Origin of the sequence: Microbacterium sp. LB12 (genome assembly GCF_037150835.1) — a bacterium.
GTDB lineage: Bacteria > Actinomycetota > Actinomycetes > Actinomycetales > Microbacteriaceae > Microbacterium.
In genome coordinates this window covers 68,067-92,705 of sequence record NZ_JBBCPF010000001.1, presented here as the reverse complement: position 1 = coordinate 92,705, position 24,639 = coordinate 68,067, and the positions used below count along the sequence as shown (strand labels likewise).

26 protein-coding genes are annotated in these 24,639 nt (G+C 68.8%); 11 read left to right on the top strand and 15 right to left on the bottom strand.

Features of this window, described 5'->3' with window-relative positions; translation table 11 throughout:
* Window positions 1-64: 64 nt before the first annotated feature.
* The gene (locus WFM69_RS00460) at window positions 65-634 is read left to right on the top strand and encodes a hypothetical protein (protein ID WP_337000560.1); all 570 of its coding nucleotides are present in this window, start codon (window positions 65-67) and stop codon (window positions 632-634) included.
* Between the two features lie 221 nt (window positions 635-855).
* Here WFM69_RS00460 and WFM69_RS00455 read toward each other — a convergent pair whose 3' ends face one another.
* Genes WFM69_RS00455 through WFM69_RS00440 form a run of 4 tightly spaced genes read right to left on the bottom strand, consistent with a single transcriptional unit; the run spans window position 856 to window position 3,105 of the window.
* Entirely contained in the window at window positions 856-1,623 is a 768-nt protein-coding gene (locus WFM69_RS00455) for an ABC transporter permease (RefSeq protein WP_337000558.1), read from the bottom strand.
* Window positions 1,620-2,393 carry an ABC transporter ATP-binding protein gene (locus WFM69_RS00450; RefSeq protein WP_337000556.1) on the bottom strand — a complete coding sequence of 258 codons (774 nt, stop codon included), beginning with the start codon at window positions 2,391-2,393 and terminating at the stop codon, window positions 1,620-1,622. The genes WFM69_RS00455 and WFM69_RS00450 overlap by 4 nt, the downstream gene beginning before the upstream one ends.
* Window positions 2,390-2,758, bottom strand: coding sequence for a DUF1048 domain-containing protein (locus tag WFM69_RS00445; protein WP_337000554.1), 369 nt, complete (start codon window positions 2,756-2,758; stop codon window positions 2,390-2,392). The genes WFM69_RS00450 and WFM69_RS00445 overlap by 4 nt, the downstream gene beginning before the upstream one ends.
* A 2-nt stretch (window positions 2,759-2,760) precedes the next feature.
* The gene (locus WFM69_RS00440; protein WP_337000552.1) at window positions 2,761-3,105 is read right to left on the bottom strand and encodes a PadR family transcriptional regulator; all 345 of its coding nucleotides are present in this window, start codon (window positions 3,103-3,105) and stop codon (window positions 2,761-2,763) included.
* A 207-nt stretch (window positions 3,106-3,312) separates the two neighbouring features.
* On the opposite strand from WFM69_RS00440, the gene WFM69_RS00435 reads away from it, so the two are divergent.
* Window positions 3,313-3,552 carry a hypothetical protein gene (locus tag WFM69_RS00435; RefSeq protein ID WP_337000550.1) on the top strand — a complete coding sequence of 80 codons (240 nt, stop codon included), beginning with the start codon at window positions 3,313-3,315 and terminating at the stop codon, window positions 3,550-3,552.
* A 120-nt stretch (window positions 3,553-3,672) separates the two neighbouring features.
* Here WFM69_RS00435 and WFM69_RS00430 read toward each other — a convergent pair whose 3' ends face one another.
* From WFM69_RS00430 to WFM69_RS00415, 4 genes are all read right to left on the bottom strand, one after another.
* Window positions 3,673-5,013, bottom strand: coding sequence for a threonine/serine ThrE exporter family protein (locus WFM69_RS00430; RefSeq protein WP_337000548.1), 1,341 nt, complete (start codon window positions 5,011-5,013; stop codon window positions 3,673-3,675).
* A gap of 1 nt (window position 5,014) precedes the next feature.
* The gene (locus tag WFM69_RS00425; protein WP_337000546.1) at window positions 5,015-6,370 is read right to left on the bottom strand and encodes an anaerobic C4-dicarboxylate transporter family protein; all 1,356 of its coding nucleotides are present in this window, start codon (window positions 6,368-6,370) and stop codon (window positions 5,015-5,017) included.
* Entirely contained in the window at window positions 6,367-7,107 is a 741-nt protein-coding gene (locus WFM69_RS00420; RefSeq protein WP_337000544.1) for a peptidase E, read from the bottom strand. The genes WFM69_RS00425 and WFM69_RS00420 overlap by 4 nt, the downstream gene beginning before the upstream one ends.
* Before the next feature lie 93 nt (window positions 7,108-7,200).
* A complete protein-coding gene (locus tag WFM69_RS00415; protein ID WP_337000542.1) occupies window positions 7,201-7,932 on the bottom strand; it encodes an SGNH/GDSL hydrolase family protein in 732 nt (243 codons plus the stop codon).
* A 55-nt stretch (window positions 7,933-7,987) separates the two neighbouring features.
* Between WFM69_RS00415 and WFM69_RS00410 the strand changes: the two genes are divergently transcribed.
* The 4 genes from WFM69_RS00410 to WFM69_RS00395 all read left to right on the top strand — a co-directional run bounded on the left by WFM69_RS00410 (window position 7,988) and on the right by WFM69_RS00395 (window position 11,798).
* Window positions 7,988-8,521, top strand: a complete 534-nt coding sequence (locus WFM69_RS00410; protein ID WP_337000540.1) for a cytochrome C5 — start codon at window positions 7,988-7,990, stop codon at window positions 8,519-8,521.
* A 12-nt stretch (window positions 8,522-8,533) separates the two neighbouring features.
* Entirely contained in the window at window positions 8,534-10,363 is a 1,830-nt protein-coding gene (locus tag WFM69_RS00405) for a glycoside hydrolase family 15 protein (protein ID WP_442928433.1), read from the top strand.
* 62 nt (window positions 10,364-10,425) lie between these two features.
* Complete coding sequence (locus WFM69_RS00400) at window positions 10,426-11,337, top strand: LssY C-terminal domain-containing protein (RefSeq protein WP_337000538.1); 912 nt, start codon at window positions 10,426-10,428, stop codon at window positions 11,335-11,337.
* A complete protein-coding gene (locus WFM69_RS00395) occupies window positions 11,334-11,798 on the top strand; it encodes a hypothetical protein (protein ID WP_337000536.1) in 465 nt (154 codons plus the stop codon). The genes WFM69_RS00400 and WFM69_RS00395 overlap by 4 nt, the downstream gene beginning before the upstream one ends.
* A gap of 9 nt (window positions 11,799-11,807) precedes the next feature.
* On the opposite strand, the gene corA is transcribed toward WFM69_RS00395, so the two are convergent.
* The 7 genes from corA to WFM69_RS00360 all read right to left on the bottom strand — a co-directional run bounded on the left by corA (window position 11,808) and on the right by WFM69_RS00360 (window position 19,159).
* Complete coding sequence (corA, locus tag WFM69_RS00390) at window positions 11,808-12,809, bottom strand: magnesium/cobalt transporter CorA (RefSeq protein ID WP_337000534.1); 1,002 nt, start codon at window positions 12,807-12,809, stop codon at window positions 11,808-11,810.
* Between the two features lie 332 nt (window positions 12,810-13,141).
* Complete coding sequence (locus WFM69_RS00385) at window positions 13,142-13,942, bottom strand: amidohydrolase family protein (RefSeq protein WP_337000532.1); 801 nt, start codon at window positions 13,940-13,942, stop codon at window positions 13,142-13,144.
* Entirely contained in the window at window positions 13,939-14,688 is a 750-nt protein-coding gene (locus WFM69_RS00380) for an amidohydrolase family protein (RefSeq protein WP_337000530.1), read from the bottom strand. The genes WFM69_RS00385 and WFM69_RS00380 overlap by 4 nt, the downstream gene beginning before the upstream one ends.
* On the bottom strand, window positions 14,685-15,905 hold the full coding sequence (locus tag WFM69_RS00375; protein WP_337000528.1) for an aminotransferase class III-fold pyridoxal phosphate-dependent enzyme: 1,221 nt from the start codon (window positions 15,903-15,905) through the stop codon (window positions 14,685-14,687). Before WFM69_RS00375 ends, WFM69_RS00380 begins: the two co-directional genes overlap by 4 nt.
* A gap of 43 nt (window positions 15,906-15,948) precedes the next feature.
* On the bottom strand, window positions 15,949-16,974 hold the full coding sequence (locus tag WFM69_RS00370; RefSeq protein WP_337000526.1) for a Gfo/Idh/MocA family protein: 1,026 nt from the start codon (window positions 16,972-16,974) through the stop codon (window positions 15,949-15,951).
* Entirely contained in the window at window positions 16,971-17,990 is a 1,020-nt protein-coding gene (locus tag WFM69_RS00365; RefSeq protein WP_337000524.1) for a Gfo/Idh/MocA family protein, read from the bottom strand. Before WFM69_RS00365 ends, WFM69_RS00370 begins: the two co-directional genes overlap by 4 nt.
* A complete protein-coding gene (locus WFM69_RS00360) occupies window positions 17,987-19,159 on the bottom strand; it encodes an ROK family protein (RefSeq protein ID WP_337000522.1) in 1,173 nt (390 codons plus the stop codon). The genes WFM69_RS00365 and WFM69_RS00360 overlap by 4 nt, the downstream gene beginning before the upstream one ends.
* A 189-nt stretch (window positions 19,160-19,348) precedes the next feature.
* Here WFM69_RS00360 and WFM69_RS00355 point away from each other — a divergent pair, with 189 nt between their 5' ends.
* The 5 genes from WFM69_RS00355 to WFM69_RS00335 all read left to right on the top strand — a co-directional run bounded on the left by WFM69_RS00355 (window position 19,349) and on the right by WFM69_RS00335 (window position 24,634).
* Complete coding sequence (locus tag WFM69_RS00355) at window positions 19,349-20,590, top strand: ABC transporter substrate-binding protein (protein WP_337000520.1); 1,242 nt, start codon at window positions 19,349-19,351, stop codon at window positions 20,588-20,590.
* Window positions 20,591-20,663: 73 nt separating this feature from the next.
* On the top strand, window positions 20,664-21,569 hold the full coding sequence (locus WFM69_RS00350) for a carbohydrate ABC transporter permease (RefSeq protein ID WP_337000518.1): 906 nt from the start codon (window positions 20,664-20,666) through the stop codon (window positions 21,567-21,569).
* Complete coding sequence (locus tag WFM69_RS00345) at window positions 21,566-22,477, top strand: carbohydrate ABC transporter permease (protein WP_337000516.1); 912 nt, start codon at window positions 21,566-21,568, stop codon at window positions 22,475-22,477. Before WFM69_RS00350 ends, WFM69_RS00345 begins: the two co-directional genes overlap by 4 nt.
* Window positions 22,478-22,496: 19 nt before the next feature.
* Window positions 22,497-23,549 (top strand): NAD-dependent epimerase/dehydratase family protein, encoded by a 1,053-nt coding sequence (locus WFM69_RS00340; protein WP_337000514.1) that lies wholly within the window; start codon window positions 22,497-22,499, stop codon window positions 23,547-23,549.
* A gap of 2 nt (window positions 23,550-23,551) precedes the next feature.
* Window positions 23,552-24,634, top strand: coding sequence for a dihydrodipicolinate synthase family protein (locus WFM69_RS00335; protein ID WP_337000512.1), 1,083 nt, complete (start codon window positions 23,552-23,554; stop codon window positions 24,632-24,634).
* Window positions 24,635-24,639 lie beyond the last annotated feature (5 nt).

Genomic DNA, 24,639 nt, shown 5'->3' with positions numbered 1-24,639 from the left:
GAAGCGGACGCCCCGGGCTGTGGAAAGCGGATGGGCCTGTGTCTCCGCCGCCTAACCGGTAGCGATGCAGTACGCGTTCGTCGATGAGTCGGAACCTCTCGGAACCGGGAACGGCGGACCATACGTGATGGTTGCCACGCTTCCGCTGTGCGACGACGAGAGTGACCTGGATGAGTTGCGACACTCGCTTCGCCAACTGAAACTGCACGGTGCGAAGAAGCTGCACTGGTATGACAGTGTCGAGCCTCTCCGGGATCAGATCGTCGACACGATCTGCAGGATGCCGCTGCTGCATTGGGCCGTCGTGATCCAGCCGTGCGAGGGGGATAGGCCTGAGCGAACGCGCCGCGCCTGCATGGAGCGCCTTCTCTGGGAGCTCGGCAGGCTGGAGGTCGTCGCCCGAGTCGTCTTCGAGTCGCGGGGTGCCGCGAGTGACCGACGGGACATGAAGTTGGTTCACGCGCTCCGTGCGAAGCGAGTGATCACAGCGCGGATGCGGGTCGACCACGTCCGGGGCGCGACCGAACCGCTGCTCTGGGTGCCGGACGCTGTCTGCGGGGCAGTCAACGGACGGTTGATGAAGCGCGATGTCTGGGCGGGACGACTCGACCATCAACTCTGGATCGTCACCTAGATGCGCGAAACCCGGGCCCCACTATCAGCAGGAAATCCCGGGTCCACTTCTCCGTCCTCCGCGAAGGGGGAGCTTCGTCCCTAGTCTATCCAGCTCGTCCAAGGGCGTCCAGCGACGGGGAGAACTCCGCCCGCCGCCCACGTGCACCCTCGCCGAGCGCGGCGAAACGCCCCGGCCGGGGAGAGTCCCCGGTCGGAGCGTTCCGTCTCGCTGGGCACGGATCAGCTGACCTTCTTCCGGTAGGAGATGATCGCGAACACGTAGGCCACCACGAGGATGCCGACGCACCAGGCGAGTGCGATCCAGATGTCGTTGCCGACGGGCTGCTCGGCGAACAGCGCCTGGATCGTGTTGACGATCGAGGTCACGGGCTGGTTCTCCGCGAACCACTGCACAGGTCCCGGCATCGTGTCGGTCGGCACGAAGGCGGAGCTGATGAACGGCAGGAAGATCAGCGGGTACGAGAAGGCGCTCGCACCGTCGACCGTCTTGGCGTTCAAGCCGGCGATGATCGCCAGCCAGGTCAGCGCCAGGGTGAACAGCATCAGGATGCCGATCACTCCGAGCCAGGCCCAGACGCTCGCCCCGGTGCGGAATCCCATCAGGAATCCGACGCCGAAGATGATCGCCAGCGTGATGGCGTTCGCGGTGAGCGACGTGAGCACATGCGCCCACAGCACGCTCGACCGTGCGATCGGCATGGAGTGGAACCGCTCGAAGATGCCGCTCTGCATGTCGGTGAACAGCCGGAACGCCGTATAGGCGATGCCGGAAGCGATCGCGATCAGCAGGATGCCGGGCAGCAGGTAGTTCACGTAGTTCTCGGCCCCGGTGCTCTGCTGCAGAGCGCCGCCGAAGACGTACACGAACAGGAGCATCAGCGCGATCGGGGTGACCGCCGTGGTGATGATCGTGTCGGGGCTGCGGAAGATGTGCCGCATGGAGCGGCCTGTGAGTGTCGCCGTGTCGGCGGCGAAGTGCGTGGTCATGCTGCCGTCTCCTTTCCGGATGAGGGACCGATGAGGGTGAGGAAGATCTCCTCGAGGGTGGGCTGCTTCTCGACGTACTCGACCTTCGCGGCCGGGAGCAGCCGCTTGAGCCCGGCGAGCGTGTCGTTCGCGATGATGCGGCCCTCGTGCAGGATCGCGATGCGGTCGGCCAGCTGCTCCGCCTCGTCGAGGTACTGCGTGGTGAGCAGCACGGTGGTGCCGGTGTTCGCGAGCTCCTTGACCACGTCCCACACCTCGATGCGGGCTTCGGGGTCGAGACCGGTGGTCGGCTCGTCGAGGTAGATGACCTCGGGGTGCCCGACCAGGCTCATCGCGATGTCGAGCCGGCGACGCATGCCGCCGGAGTAGGTGCCGACCTTGCGGCCACCGGCATCCGTGAGGCGGAAGGTCGCCAGCAGGTCGTCGGCGACCTTCCCGGCGTCGGGCAGGTGGCGCAGCTTCGCGACCAGCACCAGGTTCTCGCGTCCGGTGAGGATCTCGTCGACCGCGGCGAACTGTCCGGTGAGGCTGATCAGTTCGCGCACACCGACCGGGTCGGTCGCGACATCCACCCCCTGCACCATGGCCGTGCCCGCATCCGCCTTCAACAGGGTGGAGAGGATGCGCACCACAGTGGTCTTGCCGGCGCCGTTCGAGCCGAGGAGGGCGAAGATGCTGCCCTTCTCGACCTCGAAGTCGACGCCGCGCAGCACATGCAGATCTTTGTACGACTTCTCGATGCCGCGCACCGAGATAGCTGCATCCGTCATGATTCCTCCTTCTTCTTCGCGTCGTCGAACGCCTTGATGAGGCGGGCGCGCTCCTTGTCGATCCACTGGGTGCCGCCGTAGGCGCGGGCGTACTCCTCGGCGTACTCGACGGGGTCGTCGCCCACGATCGCGCTCACCGGCGTGCCGTCGAGAGCGGCGCGCTCCCACAGGTCGGCGAGGTCGAGGAACATCGTCACGATGGTGTCGCTGTCGGTGATGCCGCCGTAGTACAGGTAGTACCGGTACTGGGCGTTGGCGACCTCGCGGTACGGCGAGGGGAGGGCGTCGATGCGGGCCTTGGCCTGCTTGTACTGCTTCTTCTGCTCGAGCGATCCGGTGAGCGCTTCGATCCACTTCGCGGCCATGATCAGTTCTCCTTGTTGTCGGTGGTGTTCGTGTTCAGCTGTTCGATGTGCGTCTTGAGGAAATCCCAGGTCTTCCAGAACTCCTCGAGCTCCTGCCGTCCCTGTGCGTTCAGGGTGTAGACCTTGCGCGGCGGGCCCTTCTCGCTCGGCACCTTCTCGACGTCGACGAGGTTCTTCTGCTCGATGCGCACGAGGAGTGCGTAGATCGTGCCCTCGGCGATGTCGGTGAACCCGTGGTCGCGGATTCGTGTGGTGATCTCGTACCCGTATGCCGGCTGTTCGGCGAGGAGGGCCAGGACGATGCCCTCCAGAGTGCCCTTGAGCATCTCGGTCATCTGCTTGCCCATCGGATCCTCCTTCCCTTGGTTTGGTACTCAGTGTTGCTGGGTACCGGTACAAAGTAACACTGAGTACCGGTACTTAGCAACACCGAATACTGAACTCGTCCTGACTGTTTTCGAGCGCACTCTTGCGTGACCTGACGCAGGGAGAGGATCCTGGTTCGCAAGTCGGAGCCCATGGGGGTGGGACTCCGGTACGGGACTGGGATCCGTATGGCGCTGAAGGACTGGGGCTTGACGCCGGCGCGCATCGCCGCGCTCACGCCGGCGGAACTCGCCGACTACGAAGCGGCGATCGCCGAATACGACGCTGCGGCGCGTGACTCGCGTGTCCCGTGGGCGTACATGTCGGGTCTCCCCGCGCCGCCGTCCGCCGAAGGGATCCGCGCGATCGCACGGACGATCCGCGCGGGCGCGGGAGATGAGCGCAGTCCGCCCACAGGCGTCTTCTGATCGGCCTGGCAGTCGATCAGGAGCTGGTCCGCAGGGGAGCGGTCCAGGTGGGGTGTCTCGAATTCTCCCCTCCCCCCGAGACACCCCACGCCGCTCGACGACGAGCGACAGGGGTATTGCTCAGGCGTCGCGCCCGTGCCCGCCGCGCCCACGTCGCCAGGGTGCGGACAGGCGCGTCCAGATGCTCGGGGACTCCTCGTCGTCCGGTGCGGAGGGTAGTGCGACAGCGAACTGTACGATCTCCTCCGCACCGTGGTGCACGACCCGGTAGAGCGCCGTGCCGATGAGCACGCCGAGGGCGATCGACATGACCGAGACGAGTGCCGCCGTGAAGTCGGCGAGCCCGTTGTCGGTCGCGAATGCCTCGGTGAGTCCGACGAGGCCGGCGGCCCCCGGCACGAGCAGCCAGAACGCCGGGAGGAAGGTCAACTGAGACGGAACACCGTGGCGGAGTCCTGCGATCCAGAACACGACGGGCGTCATCACCAGCGCACCGATGAAGCCGCCGACAGTGGGACCGATGAACTCGTTCCCCGCCCACTGCCCGATATAGGCGACCACGAGCGCGAGCAGCACCCACCCGTACGTCGAGGCGGGCGCGGAGAAATGCAGGTAGTTCCCGAGGGCGAACACGAGGATGCCGACGAGGGCGACCCACCACGGGAGGTAGCTCGATGCTTCGAGCGGTTCGTAGGACTTCGACTCCACACCCACCACGGTGCCGGCGGCGAGGATGCCGAACGCCAGCAGGGCCAGCTGCACGAAACCGTAGACAAGCCGGGCGGCACCCGAGATCATCTGGCCGGCTGCGAGCTCGACCGTCGCCGTGGTCAGCACGCCTCCGGGCAGGAACGTCACGAGCGGCGCGATGAGCAACCGGATCGGGTCGCCGATCTCGAGCGCCTCGGCGAGCAGGAACACGGCCGCCGCGCACACGAAGGCCGCCGCGATCGGCAGGATCAGCTGCAGCGTCGGCGACCGCACGAGCTTCAGCAGGCCGATCCCGAAGCCGAGCACGAACGCCACGATCGCCCCCTGCCAGGTCGGCGCGAGCAGCAGCGCGAGACCGGTGGTGAGGATCGCGTGACCGAGCGTGCGGGTGAACCAGCCGAGGCGCGGCTTCATCGCGCCGATCTCGTTCAGGCGGTGGATGCCGTCGAGCGGTGCGATCTCGCCGGCCTTGGCCTGCGTGATCAGCTCATACAGGGCGGCGATCTGGTCGAACCGGAACGACGCGTTCGTCGCCGAGCTGATCGCGACCCGCGCCTCCTCCGACTCTCCGGTCTCGACGAGGATGATCGTCGGCAGCACCACGAAGTCGGTGTCGTCGCCGCCGTTCGCGCGCGCGACCTCCGTCATCGTGTCGCGGATGCGGTCGACCGACTCCGCCGACGCGTTCATCCCCTGCGCCAGCCCGAGCAGGAACTGGCGGAGGGTCGAACGGTCGACGGCCTCGGTCATGTCACGCGAAGGCGAACGACAGCGACACTCCGACGATGATCGCGACGCCGATGTACACCAGGTTCGGCAACTGGAACGAGTGGTCGAAGACGAACTTGCCCATCTTCGTCGTCCCGGTCTGGTCGAACGCCACGGTGGCGACCTGGCTGCCGTTGGCGGGCAGCGTGTAGATGCCCATGGTGGCGGGCCAGAGTCCCACGAGGAGCGATGCGGGCAGGCCGATCGTGATGCCGATGGGGACGATCGCGTTCGTCGCGCTCGACTGGCTGGTGGTCAGCATCGCGACCGCGAAGAGCGCGAGGGCGAACAGCAGCGCGCCCAGGAACGCCGACGATCCGGAGACCACCGAGCCGAGGCCATCGACGATGAGCGTCTGGTTCGCGGCCACGAACGTGTTGGCGAGCCAGGCGATGCCGAAGAGCGCGATGGCTCCGACGATGCCGGCCGGGAACGTCGGCTGCTTGGGAACATCGGCCGCCTTGACCTTGCAGAAGACGAAGATGAGGGCGGCGATGATGCCCATGGTCACCTCGATGATGACCGTGACGCTGAGGCGCAGCGGGTCGCCGTTGTCGTCCGTGCCGATCACGGGGCGAAGGTTCTCGAACAGGCCGAACATCACGATCACACCCACGCCGATGAGGAACAGGGTCGCCGACAGCACCGCGGTGCGGGGGAGCTTCTTCTCGTGCGCATCCTCCGTCGGCGGCTTGATCTGGTGGTCGGCGAGGCGACGCTGGAACTCCGGGTCGTCCTCGAGGTCCTTGCCGTGGCGCAGCATGACCAGCGCGGCGACGAAGAGCCCCGCGATCGAGGCCGGCCACATGATGAGCAGCAGTCCGCCCAGGTCGACGCCCTGCGGGGCGAGCAGGACCACCATGGAGGCCGTGGCCGCGGAGACGGGAGAGCAGAGGATGCCGACCTGTGAGGCGACGGCCGAGACCGAGAGCGCCCGCTCGGGTCGGATCTTCTGCTGGTAGGAGACGTCGTAGATGACGGGGAGCAGCGGGTAGAAGATGTTGCCGGTACCCGCGCCGACCGTGAACAGGAACGACATCGCCGGGGCGAGGAACACGACCGACTTCGGTCTCTTCCTGATGACTTTCGCGGCGACCGACACCATCCAGTCGATGCCGCCGGCGGCTTGCATGGTCGAGGCCGCGGTGATCACCGTGATGACGATGAAGACCGCGTCGACCGGTGCGTTGCCCGGGGCTTCGCCGAACACGAAGATCAGGATGGCCACGCCGACCAGTCCCCACACGCCCAGGCCGATCCCGCTCGTGCGGGTGCCCATGTAGATGGCGCCGACGACGATGATCAGCTCGGCGATGAGGATCCAGATGCTGTCGTTCATGAGGACGGTCCCTTCACGATCGGGGCGTTCCCGGTGAGGACCTTCGTCGCCAGCTCGGTCTCGACGATCTTCCCGTCGATCGCCTCCACCCGGAGGGCGAGCGCATTGTCGACTGGACTGATCGCGGTCACGAACTCGGAGTTCTCGAAGTGCAGGGACTGCAGATTGCCGACCGCGTACCCGGTGGAGAGCTCGCCGTTCAGCAGGGAGGCGTGGAAGAGGGGACGCCGCTGGTCCTCCGCGTCGTAGTGCGGGCAGAAGCTGCCGTGCAGGAAGCCGAGGCCTTCGGGGAGCACCTGCAGGGTCGGCCCGTAGCTGTCGGTCGTGCCGCCTTCGAACCAGCAGATGCCGCCGGCGCTGCCGCCCGTGAACACCACGTTCGAGTCGGGGTCCTCCCACATCTCGCGCATGATCTCGTCGAGGCCCTGTCGCTTCCACACGTCGAGCATGTTCGCGGTGTTGCCGCCGCCGACGTGGATCACATCGAAGCCCTTCACGAAACCGGCGAGGTCGTCCACCGCGCGATGGAACAGCGGAAGGTGGTGCGGTGCGCACCTGTCCGAGTCGTACGTCGAGTAGAAGCTCACGATGTACGCCGTGTCGTCACCCGTCGCCGTGCCGACGAAGAGCACGCGCGGCCGCTCTTTGCCGGTGAGTTCGAGGATGTAGTCGTGCGTCGGGTCGTTCCGACGCTCCATCATGGCCTTTCCGGCCCCTGTTGCCACGACGTGAGCCATGCCCCCACCTCTTTCCGCGTGCGAATGCGCTCAACCTACTGGGGCGTCGCAGTCCTCGTCCAGAGGATGTTCGTCCAGACCGGGTGAGACCGGTCAGGCGTGCAGTCGCGCGGTCGCGACCAGGCCTTCGAGGAGCGGAATCGTGCGTGAACGGGCACCCTCGGGGGAGATATTGAGCACCGAGGCGAGCTCCAGCGCGAGCGCGGCATGACCGGTCGTGTTCGGGTGGAAGGGGTCGTTCATGAGCCCCCACGGCACGCCGCCGGCACCGAGCTCCGCGAACCGCGCGTACTGGTCGACGAGGATGACATCCTCACTCGCGGCGACCTGGCGCACCGCCTCGGCGAACTCGGCGATCCGCGCGCGCTCAGGGGCGTTGCGCACGTCGATCGCCGGCGGCGTCTGCAGCACGGGGACAGCGCCGAGCGCACGCACGCGGGTCACGAACTCGCGCAGCGACACGGCGTAGTCGGCGGCGGAGATGACCTCGCGCGGCCCGCCGTCGGAGGCGTCGTTCGTGCCGATCATGAGCGTCACCACGTCGGGGTTCCACGCGGCGACCCGGCGGTCCCAGTCGTCGAGGAGATCGACGATGCGGTTGCCGCTGATCGCCGTGTTCAGCACGATGTCGCGCACACGCTCCAGCTCGCCGCGGATCAATTCGTGCAGGTGCTCCGGGTAGCTGCGGCCGCCCTGCGTGTGCACCAGGCCGTGGGTGATCGAGTCGCCCGTGATGACCCAGTTCAGCGGGGCCGGGTCGGTGAGGGCGGCGGCGATGCGGCGAAGATCGGTGGCGGCGGAGGCGGGGGATTCGGCGTTCGGCACGGCTCCGAGCCTATCGGCCGACCCGCGGCGGGCGCGGATGGGGAAGACTGGAGGGGTGACTTCGCCTGTGCTCGACACCCTCCTCGTCCGCATCGTCGAGAGCGGCCTGCTCGAAGACCCCGTGGCCGAGAACGGCCTCGTCTACGGGCGGGCGAGCATCGATGCCGCCGGCACCGTCGTGAACGTGAACGTCGACCCCGAGCTCGACGACCGTGAGCCGGAAGACATCGATCCCGACGCCCTGGTCGCCGCGGTGTCGCGCATCCTCGCGGTGGGCGAGTCGCGCTGGCGCGCCGTGGTCGACGAGGTCGCGACCGACATCGACGACGCGGTGGGCGACGAACCCGTGATCGAGCAGATCGATCTGCGGGACGACCTCGAGGCCACGTCGGTCGTGGTGTTCGCGGATGCTCTGCTGCTCGCCTTCGTGGCGCCGAAGCAGTTCCCCGAGTCGCGGATCCTGGTGCAGCTGGACGAGGAACTGGAGGTCGAGGGCGTGGAGGTGCGCGAGCTCGACGCGACCGAGACCATCGACTTCGACACGCTCGACGAGCTGCTCGACCACATCAGCGGTCCCGACCAGGACTGACCGGCGGGGCGCATGATGCACGGCACCGGCATTCCCACCCCGGATTCGGGTGCGCGCATCGAGGACTACGCACTCCTGAGCAACTGCCGTACCGCGGCCCTGGTCTCCGCCACAGGAAGCATCGACTGGCTCTGCCTGCCGCGCCTCGATTCGGCGTCCACGTTCGGGGCGCTGCTCGGGGATGAGTCGCACGGACGGTGGGTGCTGCGGCCCACCGATCCCGCCGCGGTGGCGACCCGCCGCTACGACGGCGACACGTTCGTGCTGATCACCCGCTGGGAGACGGCAGATGCGGTCGCCGAGGTGCACGACTTCATGCCGATCGGCCTCGACCCGGGGGCGACGATCCGACGCACCGATCTGATCCGCCGCATCGTCGGCGTGCAGGGCGCGATGTCGTTCGAGCAGCAGCTGAGCATCCGCTTCGACTACGCCAGGGTGATGCCGTGGGTGCGTCAGGTCGGTTCCGACACCGAGCCGTGCCTGCACGCGTCAGGTGGCCCGGATGCCGTGGCGTTGCGCGGGGCGCCGCTGACGGCGATCGACCATCAGCACCGGGGCGAGGTGACGGTGGATGCCGGTGAAGTGCGCGATCTGCACCTCACCTGGTTCCCCTCGCATCTCGAGCTCCCGCCGCCGCTCGACGTGTCGGCCGAGCTCGACACCACGAAACGGTGGTGGCAGGACTGGGCGGACCGGATCGCGCACGACGGGCCGCATCACGACGAGGTCGTGCGGTCGCTGCTGATCCTCCGGGCGCTCACCAACCACGAGACCGGTGGTATCGCGGCGGCGGCCACCATGGCGTTGCCGGAGGAGATCGGCGGCGTGCGCAACTGGGACTACCGCTACGTGTGGCTGCGCGATGCGGCCCTCACCCTCGAAGCCCTGCTCGATCACGGCTTCCTCACGGTGGCGGGGCAGTGGCGGGAGTGGCTGCTGCGGGCGGTGGCCGGGGACTCCGCCGACCTGCAGATCATGTACGGTCTCGCCGGCGAGCGGGATCTTCCGGAGCGGGTGCTGCCGGGATTCCCCGGGTACCGCGGATCCACCCCGGTGCGCATCGGCAACGGCGCAGCCGAGCAGTATCAGGCGGATGTCGTCGGCGAGGTGCTGGTGACGCTGTCGGCGGCACGCGCGGCGGGCCTCGATGCGTCGGACTTCTCGTGGTCGTTGGAGCGGGAGCTGGTGCGCTTCGCGTCGGAGCAGATCGAGCGACCCGATCAGGGGCTGTGGGAGATCCGCGGGGAACCGCAGTTCTTCACGCATTCGCGGGTGATGATGTGGGCTGCTTTCGATCGGGTGGTGCGCGGGGTGGAGCAGTTCGGGCTGACGGGCCCGGTCGAGCGCTGGCGGGGGCTGCGCGACCGGATGCGCGAGGAGATCGACCGGGACGGCGTCGTCGACGGTCACTTCGTGCAGCACTACGGTTCGACCGAGGTCGACGCCTCGCTGCTGCTGCTTCCGCAGGTGGGCTACTGCGCGCCGGACGATCCGCGGATGCTGGCGACGGTGGAGTGCATCGAGCAGACCCTGATGACGGACGGGCTGGTGCGTCGCTACCGCACGAGGACCGGGGTCGACGGGCTCGCGGGATCGGAAGGGGCGTTCCTCGCCTGCTCGTTCTGGCTGGTAGAGCAGTACGCCGTGACCGGCCGGCTCGACGAGGCGCATGCGCTCATGGACACGCTGTGCGGCCTGGCGAACGACGTCGGCATGCTGTCGGAGGAGTACGACCCGGCGTCGCAGCGACAGCTCGGCAACACCCCGCAGGCGTTCTCGCATCTCGCGCTGGTGCGCGCCGCCGATGCCCTCGCCCGCACGGAGCATCGCTCGCGCTGAGGCGTCGGGTCGCGAGCACCCGGCACCTTTCCTCCGCTGCGGGCAGTTTCTAGGATGTGGGCATGGAGGAGGAACCGGTCAAGAGGCGTGATCCGCTCGTGCCGCGGCGCCGGTTCTCGGTCAACGCGGCCGTGGACGACGGCTTCTTCGTGTTCGCAGGCCTCGCCGCGATCTGGCTCGCCTACCTGATCATCACGGAGGCGTTCTCGTGGGGGTGGTGGGCCATCGGGTTCGCGGTCGCCTTCTGGCTGCTCCTCGCCTACCTCGTCCTGCCGCGACTGCACTCGATCCTCACCCGCATCTATGTGCCGAGCTACTTCATCGGCCGGGCGCGCACGAGCGACGGTCTGCTCGGCGACCCGGTGAACCTCGCCGTGCTCGGCACGGAGGAGCAGCTCACCCGCTGCATGGCCGACGCCGGGTGGACACGCGCGGACGAGATCACCGCCGCGTCGACCTGGCGCATCGTGACGTCGACGCTGCTGCGACGCAGCTACGACGAGGCACCGGTCAGCCCGCTGTTCCTGTTCGGACGCCGGCAGGATCTGGCCTACCAGCAGGAGGTCGCGGGCAACCCGGCGAAGCGGCACCACGTCCGGTTCTGGCGGTGTCCTGACGGGTGGATGCTGCCGGGCGGGCACCGGGTGGACTGGGTCGCCGCGGGCACCTTCGACCGTGCCGTCGGGTTCTCGCTGTTCACACTGCAGGTGACCCACAAGATCGACGCGAACATCGACATCGAGCGCGACCACATCGTGCAGACGCTCCGTGGTGCGGACGCGGGGGTGCGCATCGTGGTCATCCGCGACTTCTCCACGGGCTACCACTCCCGCAACGGCGGCGGCGACAGCATCCACACCGACGGCGACCTGCCGGTGATCGATCTGCGTCACGTGCGGAAGGCACGACCGACCGAGGCGACAGAGGCACCGGTCGAGCAGGCGCCGATCACCGAGCTGCGAGGACTGTCGTGAAACGTCCCCTCGCGACCGGTCTCGGCGCCGTGCTGATGTGGCTCCGCGTGATCTGGGGGTTCATCTCGATCCTCGTGTACGTGCTGAACTGGTCGGCGGTGCGGAACGACGTCTTCTCCGCGGTCGCCGACGTCGAGCCGATCCCGCTCGACGTCGCCGACGGCTTCCTGCTCGCCGGGTTCATCGCGCTCGGCGTCTGGTACCTCTTCTACGGCGTGCTTGCGGGGTTCGTGCTGGCCGGATCGAACTGGGCACGCATCACGGCGATGAGCTTCGCGTCGGTCGGCATCATCGTCGTGTTCCTGGACTGGTGGAACGAGGGGATCCAGGTGACGTTCCGCACGTCGCTGGCGAGCGTCGCCTTCGACATCCTGGTGCTGCTGGCGTTGTCGGCCCAGAGCGCGCGCCGGTTCGCCCGACGCAACGATCCCCGCTTCGCGAGCACCGGCGAGATGCTCTGATCCTCGTCGTCAGAGCCACTTCTTGTACTTGAACACTCCGTAGAGGCCGACCGCGAACGCGGCCATGGCGCCGATCGCGATGGGGTAGCCGTAGGCCCAGTGCAGTTCGGGCATCACGTCGAAGTTCATGCCGTACACGGTGCCGACCAGCGTCGGAGCGAAGATGATCGCCGCCCAGGAGGAGATCTTCTTGATCTCGTCGTTCTGCGCGAGACCGGCCTCCGTCTGGCGGCGGGCGACGAGCGCCGAGTGCACGGTCAGCGCGTTCTCGAGGATCGCCCGGAACGAGTCGACCCGCTCGTTGACGCGGATCACGTGGTCGAGCACGTCACGCAGCGAGCGCTGCAGCTCCTCGTCGATGCGGTACTTCTCCGATCCGCGCCGCAGCCACTCCAGCATCCCGCTCAGGGGGTGCACGGCGCGCTGGAAGTTGATGACCTCACGGGAGAGCTCGTAGATGCGGCGGGAGAGCGCATCGTCATCGCTGTCGCCGAACAGCTGATCCTCGATCTCGTCGATGTCGTTCTCGAGACCCGCGACGATCGGCTCGTACTCGTCGACCACCTCGTCGAGGATCGCGTACAGCACGGCCTCGGGGCCCATTGCGAGCAGCTCGGGGTTCGCCTCCATACGGCGGCGGACCGCGGCGAGGTTCGGCGATTCGGCGTGCCGGATCGTGACGACGAAGTCGGCCCCGATGAACAGGTGCAGCTCGCCGAACTCGATCGACTCCTCCTTGTCGCGGTAGCGCGCGGGACGCAGCACCGCGAACAGGGTGTCGCCGTAGCGCTCCACCTTCGAGCGCTGGTGGCCGGACAGGGTGTCCTCGACCGCGAGCGGGTGCAGGTCGAATTCGCGGGCGACGGAGGCGACCTCTTCGGGGCTGGGTCGATACAGGCCGATCCAGGCGATGCCGCCGGCGGCATCCAGCATCCGGTAGGTCTCGTCCAGGTTCTTCGGGGTCTCCACGCGACGTCCGTGGACGTACACGCCGTTGTCGATGAGCGCCATGATGCGGCTCCGTTCTCGCAGGTGCACGGCAGCGAGGGCTCCGTGCGCGGATTCGTCAGGGGGCGGATGACGCCACCGTCGGCTGCGGGAAGGACGTGCGAAGCGGACCGTCAGGTCAACGCGAGAACGCAGGGAGTCTCGACGCAGCGGAGGCGGCGTCGTAACTATCGTCGGACATCGCCATCACCGCCTTTCGGGACTCTTCGGGTCGAGCGACCCAACGGGTCAGCATACTCCCGTCGGCTGGACGCCCGGTGCACGATGACGGGTTCGGGGAATCGCAGGTTTCCGTTCCGAGCGGATCCGGCTCGTTTCCCGAACATTGACTCGGGTCAGGCGAGCATCGCGGCGGCGTTGTCGGAGGTGATCGCGCGCAGGGCGCCGCGGGAGAGGGCGGATGCGGCGAGCTGCAGCGCCGTCGCCTCGGGAGTCTGCACGGGGAAGGCGCTGCCGAACACCCAGCGCTCTGGATCGTCGCCCAGCGTGTCGGCGACGTGCGTCGGCCCGTTCACGTGCCACAGGTCGAGGCGCAGCCACTCGGGTGCGTCGTCGCCCAGGTGCCGCTGCAGCTCGATCCCCTCCGCCCGGTTCAGGCCGCTCACCAGCAACGGGAGGGCGGGGCTGTCCCGCACGAGGTCGGCGATCCGATGCACCTCCGGATCCACGGCGGGGGAGAGCGGGTGGCGCACCCTGGCGTCGTCGAGGCGGACGATCAGCTGCAGCGGAACACCGTGCCGGAGGCACGCGTCGATCACCGGGCGCACGAGGCCGACCTCGTAGCGATGGAAGCCCGGCGCGACCCGCACACCTCGTGCCCCGGCGCGCACCGCGTCGTCGAGCTCGTCCGGCCAGGTGGCATCCCGCGGGTCGATCGTCGCGAACACCCGGAACAGCGGGTCGGCCGCACACGCGGCGACCACCGCCTCGTTCCCCGTGCGCGTGTCGAAGCCGAACAACGACGCCAGGTGCGACACCCAGATCGTGCGGATGCCGAGACGGTCGGCGTACGCGCGCAGGCCATCGGCGTCGACGGCGGACGACAGCCGATACGGCCACTGCCCCACGAAGCAGGTGGTGTCGGTCGCCCCCAGGTCGGCGAACGCCCGGAGCATCCGGCGCGCCTGCGCAGTCATGCCGCGACCTCCGCGAGCCAGCGAGCCACCGTGCCGCCGAACACCTGCTGCTCGGTGTCGGCATCGAGACCCGCGCCCAGCACCTTGCCCACGTTCGCGGCGAGGTCGATGTGGTGCAGGTCCGAGCCGAACACCACCCGCTCGGCCCCCAGCCGCTGCACGGCGAGGGCCACCTCGCCGGCGCCGATGATCGTGCCGGATGTGTCGACCGCGACGTTCGGGCACTCGCGCACCGTGTTCACCGCCGACTCGGGTTGGCCGCCCAGATGCGCCATCAGGAATCGCACGTCGGGATGCCGGCGCGCGGCCGCGGCGATGTGATCCGCGGTCGACTCGTAGGGGAAGCGGCCGACGGTCTTGCGCCACGCATGCGCGAGCACGATCAGCCGGTGCTCCGCCGCGTACTCGAGGATCGGGTCGGCGAGCGGATCGTCGGCGAGCGTCGCGATCCAGAGCTTGATGCCGATCATGCCGCGATCCTCGACGTTGCGCCGCAGATCGTCGAGACTGCGGCGACCGAAACGCGGATTGACGTAGCAGTAGCCGCGGAGCCGATCAGGGTGGAGTCGGAGCTGGCCGGCGAGCACGGCGTTCATCTCCGAGACCTCGTCGAGGCCGGGATGCGGCTGGAAACCGCCGATGTTGCTGCACAGGAACAGGTCGATGCCGAGGCGCTCGCCGACCTCGAACACGGCTGGATCGAAGCGCCCCTCGTCCAGGTGCGTGTGGGCGTCGATGCCGGTCATGCCGCCACCGTCTCGCGCAGGGCGGCCGCGGCCCGGTGCAGAGTCTCATCGATGTCGGCATCCGTGTGCGCGGCGTTGACGTACACCACGCGATAGAACGACAGGCCATGGCGGAACGCGGCCCGGAGGAATTCCTGCAGGTCGCTGTCCGGGCCCGTGAACAGGGGACATGCCGGATGCCCGACGAGGCGAAGCGACGAGCCCGCCCCGGCGAACAGTGCGTTCATGCCGTCCTGCAGCCGCGTGCCGGACTCCCGCAGCCGGTCGATGATCCCGCGGTCGCGGATCGCCGTCATCGTCGCCGTGGCCGCAGCCAGCGAGAGGGTCTCGCCGCCGTACGTCGAGGTCACGACCACCTCTCCCCGATCGAGCACCGCGAGCACTTCACGGCGTCCGCAGTACACGGCGAGCGGCATGCCGTTCGCGATGCCCTTTCCGAACACCGACAGATCGGGGAGCACTCCGGTCGCCTCCGCCATGCCGCCGAGAGCCACCCGGAAGCCGGTCACCATCTCGTCGTACGCGAGCAGCGCCCCGTGCCGGTCGGCGAGTCCGCGCAGGTACCGGTAGAAGTCGGCGGCCTCCGGGATGGCGGGATAGTCGGCGGCGATGAGGATGACAGCGATCTCGGACCCGCGGGTGAGGAACAGGCGGTCGAGCGTCGCACGGTCCTCCCAGTCGACCGCATGATGCAGGGCGGCGAGAGCGGCGGGCACACCGGGCACGGCATCCGAGGTCGCACCGGGGAGCACCCTGGCGCCCGCTGCGAGCGAGTTGAGCCAGCCGTTGTACCCGATCTGCACGACCCGGTCGCGGCCGGTGTGCGCGCGGGCGATGCGGATCACCGCGGCCAGCGCCTCGCCGCCGGTCTTCAGGAAGCGGGCGGCCTCGGCGCCGGGCACGAGGGTGCAGAACAGCTCGGCCGTCGTCGTCTCGAGCGGATGCGGATGCCCGAACAGGATGCCGTCGTCGAGCTGTGCGCGGATGGCGGCGTCGACCGTGGGATCCGTGTAGCCCAGGGTGACCGGACCGAGCGCGCAGCGGTAGTCGATGAACTCGCGCCCGCGGTCGTCCCACACGCGGCTCCCCCGTCCCCGCACGATCACCTCGGGCTCCTCGGGGAGCAGTGCGGGTGCCTTGGAGTTCGTGCTCGATCCCACCGGCATCACGGCGAGTGCGCGCTTCCGCCATCCGGTTGTCGTCTCGGGGGTGTGCATACCTGGCCTCTCTGCCGTGTGCGGGTGCGGGTGCGGGGGCGGCTCAGGCGAGGGTGACGACCTCGCCGCCGCGCGACGCCGAGGCGAGGGCCGCCGTCGCGATCTCGACCGTGCGGATGCCGACTCCCGCGTCGGGTTGCGGCTGCCGCCCCTCGCGCACGGCGCGGACGAACTCGTCGAGCAGCAGGGCGTCGAGATCGGCGCCGACCGGGCTCCAGGTCTCCCCGTGCGCATCGTGCCCGGCGACGCCCTTGGCGAAGGGGCTCACCGTGACGGTGCCGCGCTCCGCGACGACCTGCAGCGTGAGGCCGCCCCAGGTCGCCGAGCTCATCGGCCAGCTCCACGAGCAGTCGATCGTGGCGACGACCCCGCTCGGGTACTGGATCGTGACGAGTCCGCCGGTCTCGACGGCGAGCTCCCGCTGTGCGTGCAGGATGCGGTTGGACACGGCGCGGACCGATCGGGGACGTTCGCCGAGCAGCTCGTCGAGGAGGTCGGCGCAGTGCACGACGTGATCGACCAGCGCGCCACCGCCCGCGAGTGCGGGGTCGGTGAACCAGGCACGATCCTGCGGGAGCTTGCCGTTGTTGATGCCGGTCACGCCCAGGATGCGTCCGAGTCGTCCGCTGCGCAGCTCGGCGACCGCATCGCGCACGCCGGGGGCGAAGCGCACCGGGTAGGCGACCATCAGGATCACGCCTGCGCGCTCGCACGCCTCGCGCATCGCCACGGCATCCTCGACCGTCGTCGCCAACGGCTTCTCGCAGAGCACGTGCACCCCGGCGGCAGCCGCACGCTCGACGAGGGCGCGGTGCCGAGAGTTCTCCGCGGCGATCACGACCGCATCGGGCTTCCAGGCGAAGGCCTCGTCGTAGGTGTCGACATAGGTGACTCCGAGCTCGGCGGCCAGCGCGGCACCGCGAGGGGCGTCGTCGGGGGCGGTGGCGCCGTCCGGGTCGGCGGCGATCAGCTCGACACCCGGCATCGCCTTCAGGGCGTGTACGTAGCTGAGGGCGTGCGTGTGCGCGAACGACAGCACGGCGATGCGCAGCGGAGCGGGAGCGGTCATCGGGCGGCCTCCTCGGCGTCGGCGGCGAAGCGTTCGGGGACGGACAGCGCGACGGGGGCGCCCGCGGCGATGGATGCATACGCGGCCTCGGCCACGGCGACGGCCTCGATACCATCCGCGGGGCTGACCCTGGACTCCCGACCCTCGCGCAGCGCCGCCACGAAGTCGGCGATCTCGGCGTAGTACGGGCTCTCCTGCGGCGACATCGGCGGCAGGTAGTCGGTGTCGCCCTCGGGAATCACGGCGTCGGTGCGCAGCGCGGTGTCCTCGGCGCTGTCGTAGCGCATCCGCCCCTCGGAACCTGCCACCTCGACGCTCGTGCGGAACGGCATGCCCGGCGCCACCCAGCTGCCGTGGATGTGGCTGATCACGCCGTTGCGGTGCGTGAGCACGACGTGCGCGGTCACGGGCGCGGGCACCCGGTCGTCGACGGTCGGCGGATTCTGCACCGCGTAGACCGACGCCACGGGGCCGGCGAACCACACGGCCTGATCGATGTCGTGGATCATCAGGTCGCGGATCACTCCGCCGCCGGCGCGCTCGGAGAAGAACCACGGCGTCTGCGGGGCGGAGCCGGCGCGACTGAAGCGCTGCACGGCGAGCGTGCCGATGCTTCCGGCGTCGATGCCCGCCTTGATCTGCGCGTATTCGCCCATGTAGCGCACGACATGCGCAGGGAAGAGCCGCACGCCGGCGGTCGCGGCGGCGCGGGCGACCTCGGTGGCGGCCTCGGCGGTGGCGGCCAACGGCTTCTCGCAGATCACGTCGCGCCCGCGGGCGATGGCGCGCAGCGCGAAGTCGGCGTGGGTGCTGCTCGGGGTGACGATGTCGACCAGGTCGACCAGACCGATGAGCGTATCGACGTCGGAGACGAGCGTGAACCCGTACTCCTCGGCGATCTCCTCCGCGCCGACGAGCGAGGTGACGTATCCCTCGGCGCCGAGCGCCCGCCAGGCGTCGGCGTGCACGCGGGAGATCCCGCCGGCTCCGATGAGTCCGACCTTCAACGTGCTCACTGCTTCTCCTCGGTGGTGTCGTCGGCTGCGGCCGCCTCGTGCGGCAGGGGAGTGATCGGCGGAGCCGGCATGTCCTCGATGCCGTAGATCTCGGCGGCGTGCCGCTGGAACGCATGCACCACGGAGCCGTGCGCGGCGGCCTCGGCGCCCAGACGCGCTTCGGCGATCGGCACCTGGAACGGCAGGCCCAGATGTCCGGGCAGTGCCGCTCGCAGCGGGTCGAGCAGCTGCTCGTGGGCGGCGGAGATTCCGCCGCCGATCACGATCATGGCCGGGTCGACCGTCATGGTGAGGGTGGCGATGCCGTGGGCGAGCTCGTCGATGAAGCCGTCGAGCTCCTGCTGAGCGGCGGCGTCGCCCCCGCGGGCCAGGGCGAACACCTCGGCGGCGGTCGCGGCGGTGCGCCACGAGATCTGCCCGGTCTCGGTGTTGAGCCCACGGAAAGCGAGGCGCCCGATGTCGCCGGCGGCGTTGTGGATGCCGCGTCGGGGGCGACCGCCGAGGATGAGGCCCATCGCGATGCGGTTGCCGACGGAGAGGTAGATCACGTCGTCGACGAGTTGCGCCACGCCCAGGTGGTGCTCGGCGACCGCGGCCAGACGCACGCCGTTGTCGACCGCGACGGGGCATCCGAACGCCTGCCGCAGCTGCGAGCCGATGTCGATGCCCGACCACTCGGGGATCACGACCGAGGTGGTCACGCGGCCGGCGTCGTCGACGATGCCGGGGAGCGAGACGCCCACCGCGCGCACCTTCGAGGCGGGGATCGAGACGGCAGCGAGCGTGCGGCGCACGTCATCGATCACGGCGGCGAGCTTGGAGGCGCCGTCGGGCTGGGCGGCGACGCCGGTGTAGCGGCGCTGGGCGATGACGAGTCCGGCGAGGTCGGCCAGCACGACGCGCACGCTGGCGACGCCGATGTCGACGCCGACCACGGTTCCCGCGGCGGCGTGGAACGAGTAGCGACGTGCGGGGCGACCCGCTCCGCCGCCGTTCTGCACGGGGGCGTCGACGATCAGGCCGGAGTCGCTCAGCACCGTCACCGCGTTCTCGACGGAGGTGCGCGAGATCTCCAGCGAACGGGAGAGGTCGTTCACGGTCGCGGGCCCCGCATCACGCAGCTGAAGGGCGGATCGCGCAACGATCGAGAGCGGACTGGTCACGACCATGTGCGGTCCTTTCTTCTTCTCCGTCGTCGGGTGCGATCAAATTAGCACATCGAATTCTCAGATCAAGCTTTGATGTTCTCGAACGGGAAACACGCCTGAAACAAGGCTCTGCGAACTTGTACTTGACGAATTATCCCATCCCAGTGTCATAATGAACCGTACTCAGCACGGTATAAGCAAAGGAGCACCATGCGCGTCAGCAAGATCACCGGCGTCGTCGCGGGAGTCGCGGCCGCCACCCTGTTGGCCGGATGTTCGGCCGGCGGAGGGAACACCGCAGAGGGAGAGCAGGACATCACCGTCTGGCTCTACCCGGTCATCGCCGACGAGGCGGTGCACAAGGACTTCTGGGACTCGACGATCGCCGACTTCGAGAAGAAGAACGAGAACATCAACGTCAAGTACGAGATCTTCCCGTGGGCGAACCGCGACGAAGCCCTCCAGACCGCGATCGCGGCCGGCAAGGGTCCCGACGTCGTCTACCTCATCCCCGACCAGCTCGCGGCGTACCAGAAGTCGATCGCACCGCTCAACAAGCTGCTGAGCGAAGAGCGCCAGAGCGAGCTGCTGCCGAACGTGAAGAAGTCGGTCACGATCGACGGCGACATCCTCGGTGCGCCGATCCTCACCAGCGCGATGCCGCTCATCTGCAACGCCGCCGCGTTCGAGGCCGCCGGCGTCACCGAGTTCCCGAAGACGTGGGACGACGTGACCGCGATGGCCCCCAAGTTCACGGAGAAGGGCATGTACGCCCTGAACTACCCGGCATCCGCCGAGAACACCCTCAACCTCACCTACTACCCGCTGCTGTGGCAGGCCGGTGGCGAGGTCTACACGAAGGACGGCGACGTCGGCTTCGACAGCAAGGCCGGCGAGAAGGCGCTCACCTTCCTCACCGACCTGGCCGAGGAAGGCGCACTCGACCCCGAGGCGCTCACCACCAACGTGCCGCTCGAGCAGACCGCGGTCGCTCAGGGCAAGGTCGGCTGCACCTGGAACAACGCGGTCACCGAGGTCGCGCCGTTCTGGGGCGAGGAGAACGTCAAGGTCCTCGCGCCGCTCACCGACAAGGAGTCCGTGGCGTACGGCACGGTCGGCTCGCTCTCGGTGCTCAAGGGCTCCAAGGCGCAGGACGCGGCGGCGAAGTTCGCGGAGTACGCGACCGGTGCCGACGTGGTCGAGCCATACCTCAAGGCGGCCGGGTTCTTCTCGGCGCTCAGCACCACCGAGCCGCTGTACGCGGATGACCCGCTGCTCGGCGAGGTCGAGAAGTACGTCCCCGACACCACGGTCGGCGAGCTCAACGCCTCGTCGCGCGCGCTGATGGGCGTGCTCGCTCCGGAGATCCAGGCGGCGCTCCTCGGCACGAAGTCGCCGGCGGATGCGCTGAAGGATGCCGCGGCCGCCGCGGCACCGCTGACCAAGAAGTAGCAGGATCGGGGGCGGGCGCACACCCGGGCGCCCGCCCCCGCACCCCTTCACTCCCCCACGTGAGGTACCACTGATGACGACGGCAACCACGGCGAAGAGGCCCGCAGGGCGGGTCACGCGGGTGCTCGCACGACGAGAGGCGCGGATCGCGTTCCTGTTCGTGCTCCCCGCCTTCCTCCTGTTCATCGCCTTCCGCTTCGGCCCGAGCATCGTGGGCGTCGCGCTGAGCTTCTTCGACTACGACATCACCGGCGAGATCGCCTTCCGCGGCCTCGACCACTTCCAGCGCCTGATCGCCGATCCGCTGTTCTGGCGGGCGATGGGCACCACGCTCATCTACACGGTGTTCGCCGTGCCGATCGCGCTCGTGCTCTCCACCGTGATGGCCCTCGGTGTGCGACGGGCCTTCCGCGGTGCGCGGTTCTTCCGCTCGATCTTCTTCCTCCCCGTCATCACCTCGCTCGTGCTGGCCGGTTCGATCTTCGTCTGGATCTTCTCCGCCAACGGCCCCTGGTCGACCCTGATGGCACCACTGGGCCTCGGCGGCTCGTGGCTCGGCAGCACCGTGCTCGTCATCCCGGCGATCGTCGTCGTCGGCGTCTGGTCCCGCTTCGGCTACGGGATGATGATCCTCATCGCCGCGCTGCAGGACGTGCCGCGCGAGCTCGAGGAAGCGGCCCTGATGGATGGCGCCAACGCCTGGCAGCGCTTCCGCTACGTCATCCTGCCGGTGCTGCGACCGACCTTCTTCTTCCTCGCGGTGATCGAGACGACCGCCGCCTTCCAGGTCTTCGACGTCATCTACGTGATGACGCAGGGCGGGCCGGCCAATGCCAGCTACTCCCTCGTCTACCTGCTCTACGACCAGGGCTTCCGCTACTTCGACTACGGCTACGCCGCCGCCGTGGGCGTCGCCCTGTTCATCATGACCCTCGTCGTCGCGCTCATCCAGCGCCTGGTGATCGGAAAGCAGAAATGACCGCTCTGTTGCAGCCGCCCACGACGACCGACGCCCCGACCCCGCCCCCGGCGTCGGCGAAGAGGAAGCGCCGCGCCTACCGCGCTCTGCAGCCCACCGGGTGGGGGATCGTCGGACGCTGGATCTGGCTGAGCCTGGCCGGCATCCTCAGCTTCTTCCCCTTCTACGCCATGGTCGTGCTGAGCCTCAAGCCCGGCATGGTCGTCGAACTGCCCGGATCGCTCCTGCCCTGGACGGACATCTCGTTCGACGCCTACGAGCAGGTGCTCGCCGGACAGAACATCCTCGTCTGGCTCGGCAACACCCTCATCTACTCGCTCGTCTCCGTCGTCGCCGTCCTGTTCTTCTCCGCGCTCGCCGGGTACGCGTTCGCGAAGAAGCGGTTCCGCGGCAAGGAGGTGATGTTCTGGTCGTTCCTCGCGATGGTGATGGTGCCGTTCCACGTGACGCTCATCCCGACGTTCATCCTCATGGCGAACCTCGGCGGCGTCGACACGTACTGGGGCCTGATCCTGCCGTCGCTCGCGAACGCGCAGGCCGTGTTCCTGATGCGCCAGTTCATCCAGGGGCTCCCGGACGAGCTGTTCGAAGCCGCACGCATCGACGGCGCGGGCGAGTTCCGCATCTTCCTGCGGATCGTGCTGCCGCTGTGCAAGCCGATCCTGGCCACGCTCGGCATCTTCGTCTTCCTGTGGCACTGGAACGACTTCCTGTGGCCGCTCATCATCGCGAAGTCCAACGCGATGTTCACACTCACCGTCGGCATCTCGTCGCTGCAGCAGCAGAACGTCCCGCTGAGCACCATGCTCGCCGGGTCCGTCGTGGCGCTGCTGCCCATCTTCCTCGCGTACCTCATCGCTCAGCGGTACGTGCAGGAGGGCGTGGCCGGTACGGGCATCAAGGGCTGAGAAGAAGGGAAAGCACGACGTGACTCAGCACAGTTTCAGCACTCAGCGCCATTTCACGACGGAGGCGGAGCTCGAGGAGGCGCTCGCGACACCGAGCGCAGGTCTGGTCGACGACCTCGCACGCGGGGCGGGCGACCTCGTGATCCTCGGCGCGGGCGGCAAGATGGGCCCGACTCTCGCGATGCTCGCGCGGCGCGGGATGGATGCGGCCGGACGCCAGGACGATGCGGTGTACGCCGTGTCTCGGTTCGGCGATGCCGCGATCCGCGAGCGTCTCGAAGCCGCGGGCGTGCGGGTCGTGCCGTTCGACCTGATCGAGAACGACGACTTCTCCTCCCTGCCGGACGCCCCCAACGTGGTGTTCATGGTCGGCGCGAAGTTCGGCGCCGCCACCAACGCATCGTGGGCGTGGGAGGTCAACGCCGCGCTGCCCGACCGGGTCGCCCGCCGCTACCGGGACAGTGCGATCTCGGTGCTGTCGACCGGGAACATCTACCCGTTCCTGCCCGCGTCCTCCGGCGGAGCATCCGAAGAGGTGTCGCCCGCGCCGATCGGCGAGTACGCGCAGTCGTGCCTCGGACGCGAACGGGTGTTCGAGTTCGGCGCGCAGGAACGCGGAACCAAGGTCGCGATCATCCGCCTGAACTACGCGGTCGACCTGCGCTACGGCGTGCTCGCCGACATCGGCAGTGCCGTGCACGCGGGCCAGCCGGTCTCGGTCGCCACCGCCAACGTGAACGTGATCTGGCAGGGCTACGCGAACGAGGTCGTGCTGCGCAGTCTCGTGCACGCCTCGACCGACCCGTTCACGATCAACCTCACCGGTCCCGAGCTGCTGAGCGTCGAGTCGATCGCCCGCCGCTTCGGCACGCTGTTCGACCGCGAGGTCGAGATCGTCGACGAGCCGCTGCGCACCGCGCTGCTCAGCGACGCGCGGCGGTGCATGGCGTTGTTCGGCTACCCGTCGGTGTCGGCCGAGACCCTGATCGGCATGCAGGCCGACTGGATCGAGAAGGGTCTCCCCATGATCGCCAAGCCCACCAAGTGGGCCGTGCGGGACGGGAAGTTCTGACGATGGAGTCCACCGCGCACACCGCGACCGTGCCGTCGCTGCGTCCCGAAGCCGCTGCGACCCTCGCCCGCGGAGCCGTCATCCCCGCGCATCCGCTCGCCCTCACCGCCGACCGTGCGCTCGACGAGCGTCGTCAGCGCGCGCTCTCCCGGTACTACCTGGATGCCGGCGCCGGCGGCCTCGCGGTCGGCGTGCACACCACCCAGTTCGAGATCCGCGACCCGGAGCACGCCCTGTTCGAGCCCGTGCTCGCGCTCGCGGCCGAGGAGATGGATGCGCGCGGCGACGCGAGCCTCGTGCGCATCGCCGGAGTGGCCGGCGACACCGCCCAGGCGGTGGCCGAGGCGGAGCTGGCCCGTTCGCTGGGCTACGACGCCGTGCTGGTGAGTCCCCGCGTCGCGGGCGCCGACGAGCGTGCCCTGCTCGAACGCGCCCGCGCCGTCGGCGAGGTGCTGCCGCTGGTCGGCTTCTACCTGCAGACCGCGATCGGCGGGCCCGTGCTCGATCGGGACTTCTGGCGCGAGTTCGCCTCCATCCCCGCGGTCGTCGCCGTGAAGGCGGCGCCCTTCGACCGCTACCGCACGCTCGAGCTGGTGCGCGGTGTGGCCGCGTCCGGCCGCGCCGACGAGATCGCGCTCTACACCGGCAACGACGATGCGATCGTGGCCGACCTGCTCTCCGAGTTCCACGTGGACTCGCCGTCCGGCCCGCGCACGCTGCGCTTCGTCGGCGGACTGCTCGGCCAGTGGGCGGTCGGCACGAGGGCTGCCGTCGCGCTGCTCGACCGGGCGCAGCTCGCGATGGCGGGAGACGCGGAGACGTATCGCGAACTCGGACTCCTCGCCTCCGACATGGTCGACGTCAACCAGGCCGTGTTCGATCCGGGCAACGACTTCGCCGGAGTGATCGCCGGGGTGCACGAGGTGCTGCGTCAGCAGGGTCTGCTCGACGGGGTCTGGTGCCTCGACCCCGCGGAGGGCCTCTCGCCCGGGCAGGCGGACGAGATCGAGCGGGTGCGTCGCGCATACCCCGCCCTGAACGACGACGCCTTCATCGCCGAGAACCTCGAGGCCTGGTTGCGATGAGCGCT

What these genes read in the sequence shown, in the direction of transcription:
- WFM69_RS00430 (WP_337000548.1), bottom strand. Translation starts at nt 5,013, where the DNA reads ATGACCGAGGCCGTCGACCGTTCGACCCTCCGCCAGTTCCTGCTCGGG.
- WFM69_RS00370 (WP_337000526.1), bottom strand. Translation starts at nt 16,974, where the DNA reads ATGACCGCTCCCGCTCCGCTGCGCATCGCCGTGCTGTCGTTCGCGCAC.
- WFM69_RS00435 (WP_337000550.1), top strand. Translation starts at nt 3,313, where the DNA reads ATGGCGCTGAAGGACTGGGGCTTGACGCCGGCGCGCATCGCCGCGCTC.
- WFM69_RS00375 (WP_337000528.1), bottom strand. Translation starts at nt 15,905, where the DNA reads ATGCACACCCCCGAGACGACAACCGGATGGCGGAAGCGCGCACTCGCC.
- corA (WP_337000534.1), bottom strand. Translation starts at nt 12,809, where the DNA reads ATGGCGCTCATCGACAACGGCGTGTACGTCCACGGACGTCGCGTGGAG.
- WFM69_RS00460 (WP_337000560.1), top strand. Translation starts at nt 65, where the DNA reads ATGCAGTACGCGTTCGTCGATGAGTCGGAACCTCTCGGAACCGGGAAC.
- WFM69_RS00355 (WP_337000520.1), top strand. Translation starts at nt 19,349, where the DNA reads ATGCGCGTCAGCAAGATCACCGGCGTCGTCGCGGGAGTCGCGGCCGCC.
- WFM69_RS00405 (WP_442928433.1), top strand. Translation starts at nt 8,534, where the DNA reads ATGATGCACGGCACCGGCATTCCCACCCCGGATTCGGGTGCGCGCATC.
- WFM69_RS00350 (WP_337000518.1), top strand. Translation starts at nt 20,664, where the DNA reads ATGACGACGGCAACCACGGCGAAGAGGCCCGCAGGGCGGGTCACGCGG.
- WFM69_RS00345 (WP_337000516.1), top strand. Translation starts at nt 21,566, where the DNA reads ATGACCGCTCTGTTGCAGCCGCCCACGACGACCGACGCCCCGACCCCG.
- WFM69_RS00440 (WP_337000552.1), bottom strand. Translation starts at nt 3,105, where the DNA reads ATGGGCAAGCAGATGACCGAGATGCTCAAGGGCACTCTGGAGGGCATC.
- WFM69_RS00380 (WP_337000530.1), bottom strand. Translation starts at nt 14,688, where the DNA reads ATGACCGGCATCGACGCCCACACGCACCTGGACGAGGGGCGCTTCGAT.
- WFM69_RS00445 (WP_337000554.1), bottom strand. Translation starts at nt 2,758, where the DNA reads ATGGCCGCGAAGTGGATCGAAGCGCTCACCGGATCGCTCGAGCAGAAG.
- WFM69_RS00385 (WP_337000532.1), bottom strand. Translation starts at nt 13,942, where the DNA reads ATGACTGCGCAGGCGCGCCGGATGCTCCGGGCGTTCGCCGACCTGGGG.
- WFM69_RS00400 (WP_337000538.1), top strand. Translation starts at nt 10,426, where the DNA reads ATGGAGGAGGAACCGGTCAAGAGGCGTGATCCGCTCGTGCCGCGGCGC.
- WFM69_RS00335 (WP_337000512.1), top strand. Translation starts at nt 23,552, where the DNA reads ATGGAGTCCACCGCGCACACCGCGACCGTGCCGTCGCTGCGTCCCGAA.
- WFM69_RS00360 (WP_337000522.1), bottom strand. Translation starts at nt 19,159, where the DNA reads ATGGTCGTGACCAGTCCGCTCTCGATCGTTGCGCGATCCGCCCTTCAG.
- WFM69_RS00455 (WP_337000558.1), bottom strand. Translation starts at nt 1,623, where the DNA reads ATGACCACGCACTTCGCCGCCGACACGGCGACACTCACAGGCCGCTCC.
- WFM69_RS00425 (WP_337000546.1), bottom strand. Translation starts at nt 6,370, where the DNA reads ATGAACGACAGCATCTGGATCCTCATCGCCGAGCTGATCATCGTCGTC.
- WFM69_RS00420 (WP_337000544.1), bottom strand. Translation starts at nt 7,107, where the DNA reads ATGGCTCACGTCGTGGCAACAGGGGCCGGAAAGGCCATGATGGAGCGT.
- WFM69_RS00450 (WP_337000556.1), bottom strand. Translation starts at nt 2,393, where the DNA reads ATGACGGATGCAGCTATCTCGGTGCGCGGCATCGAGAAGTCGTACAAA.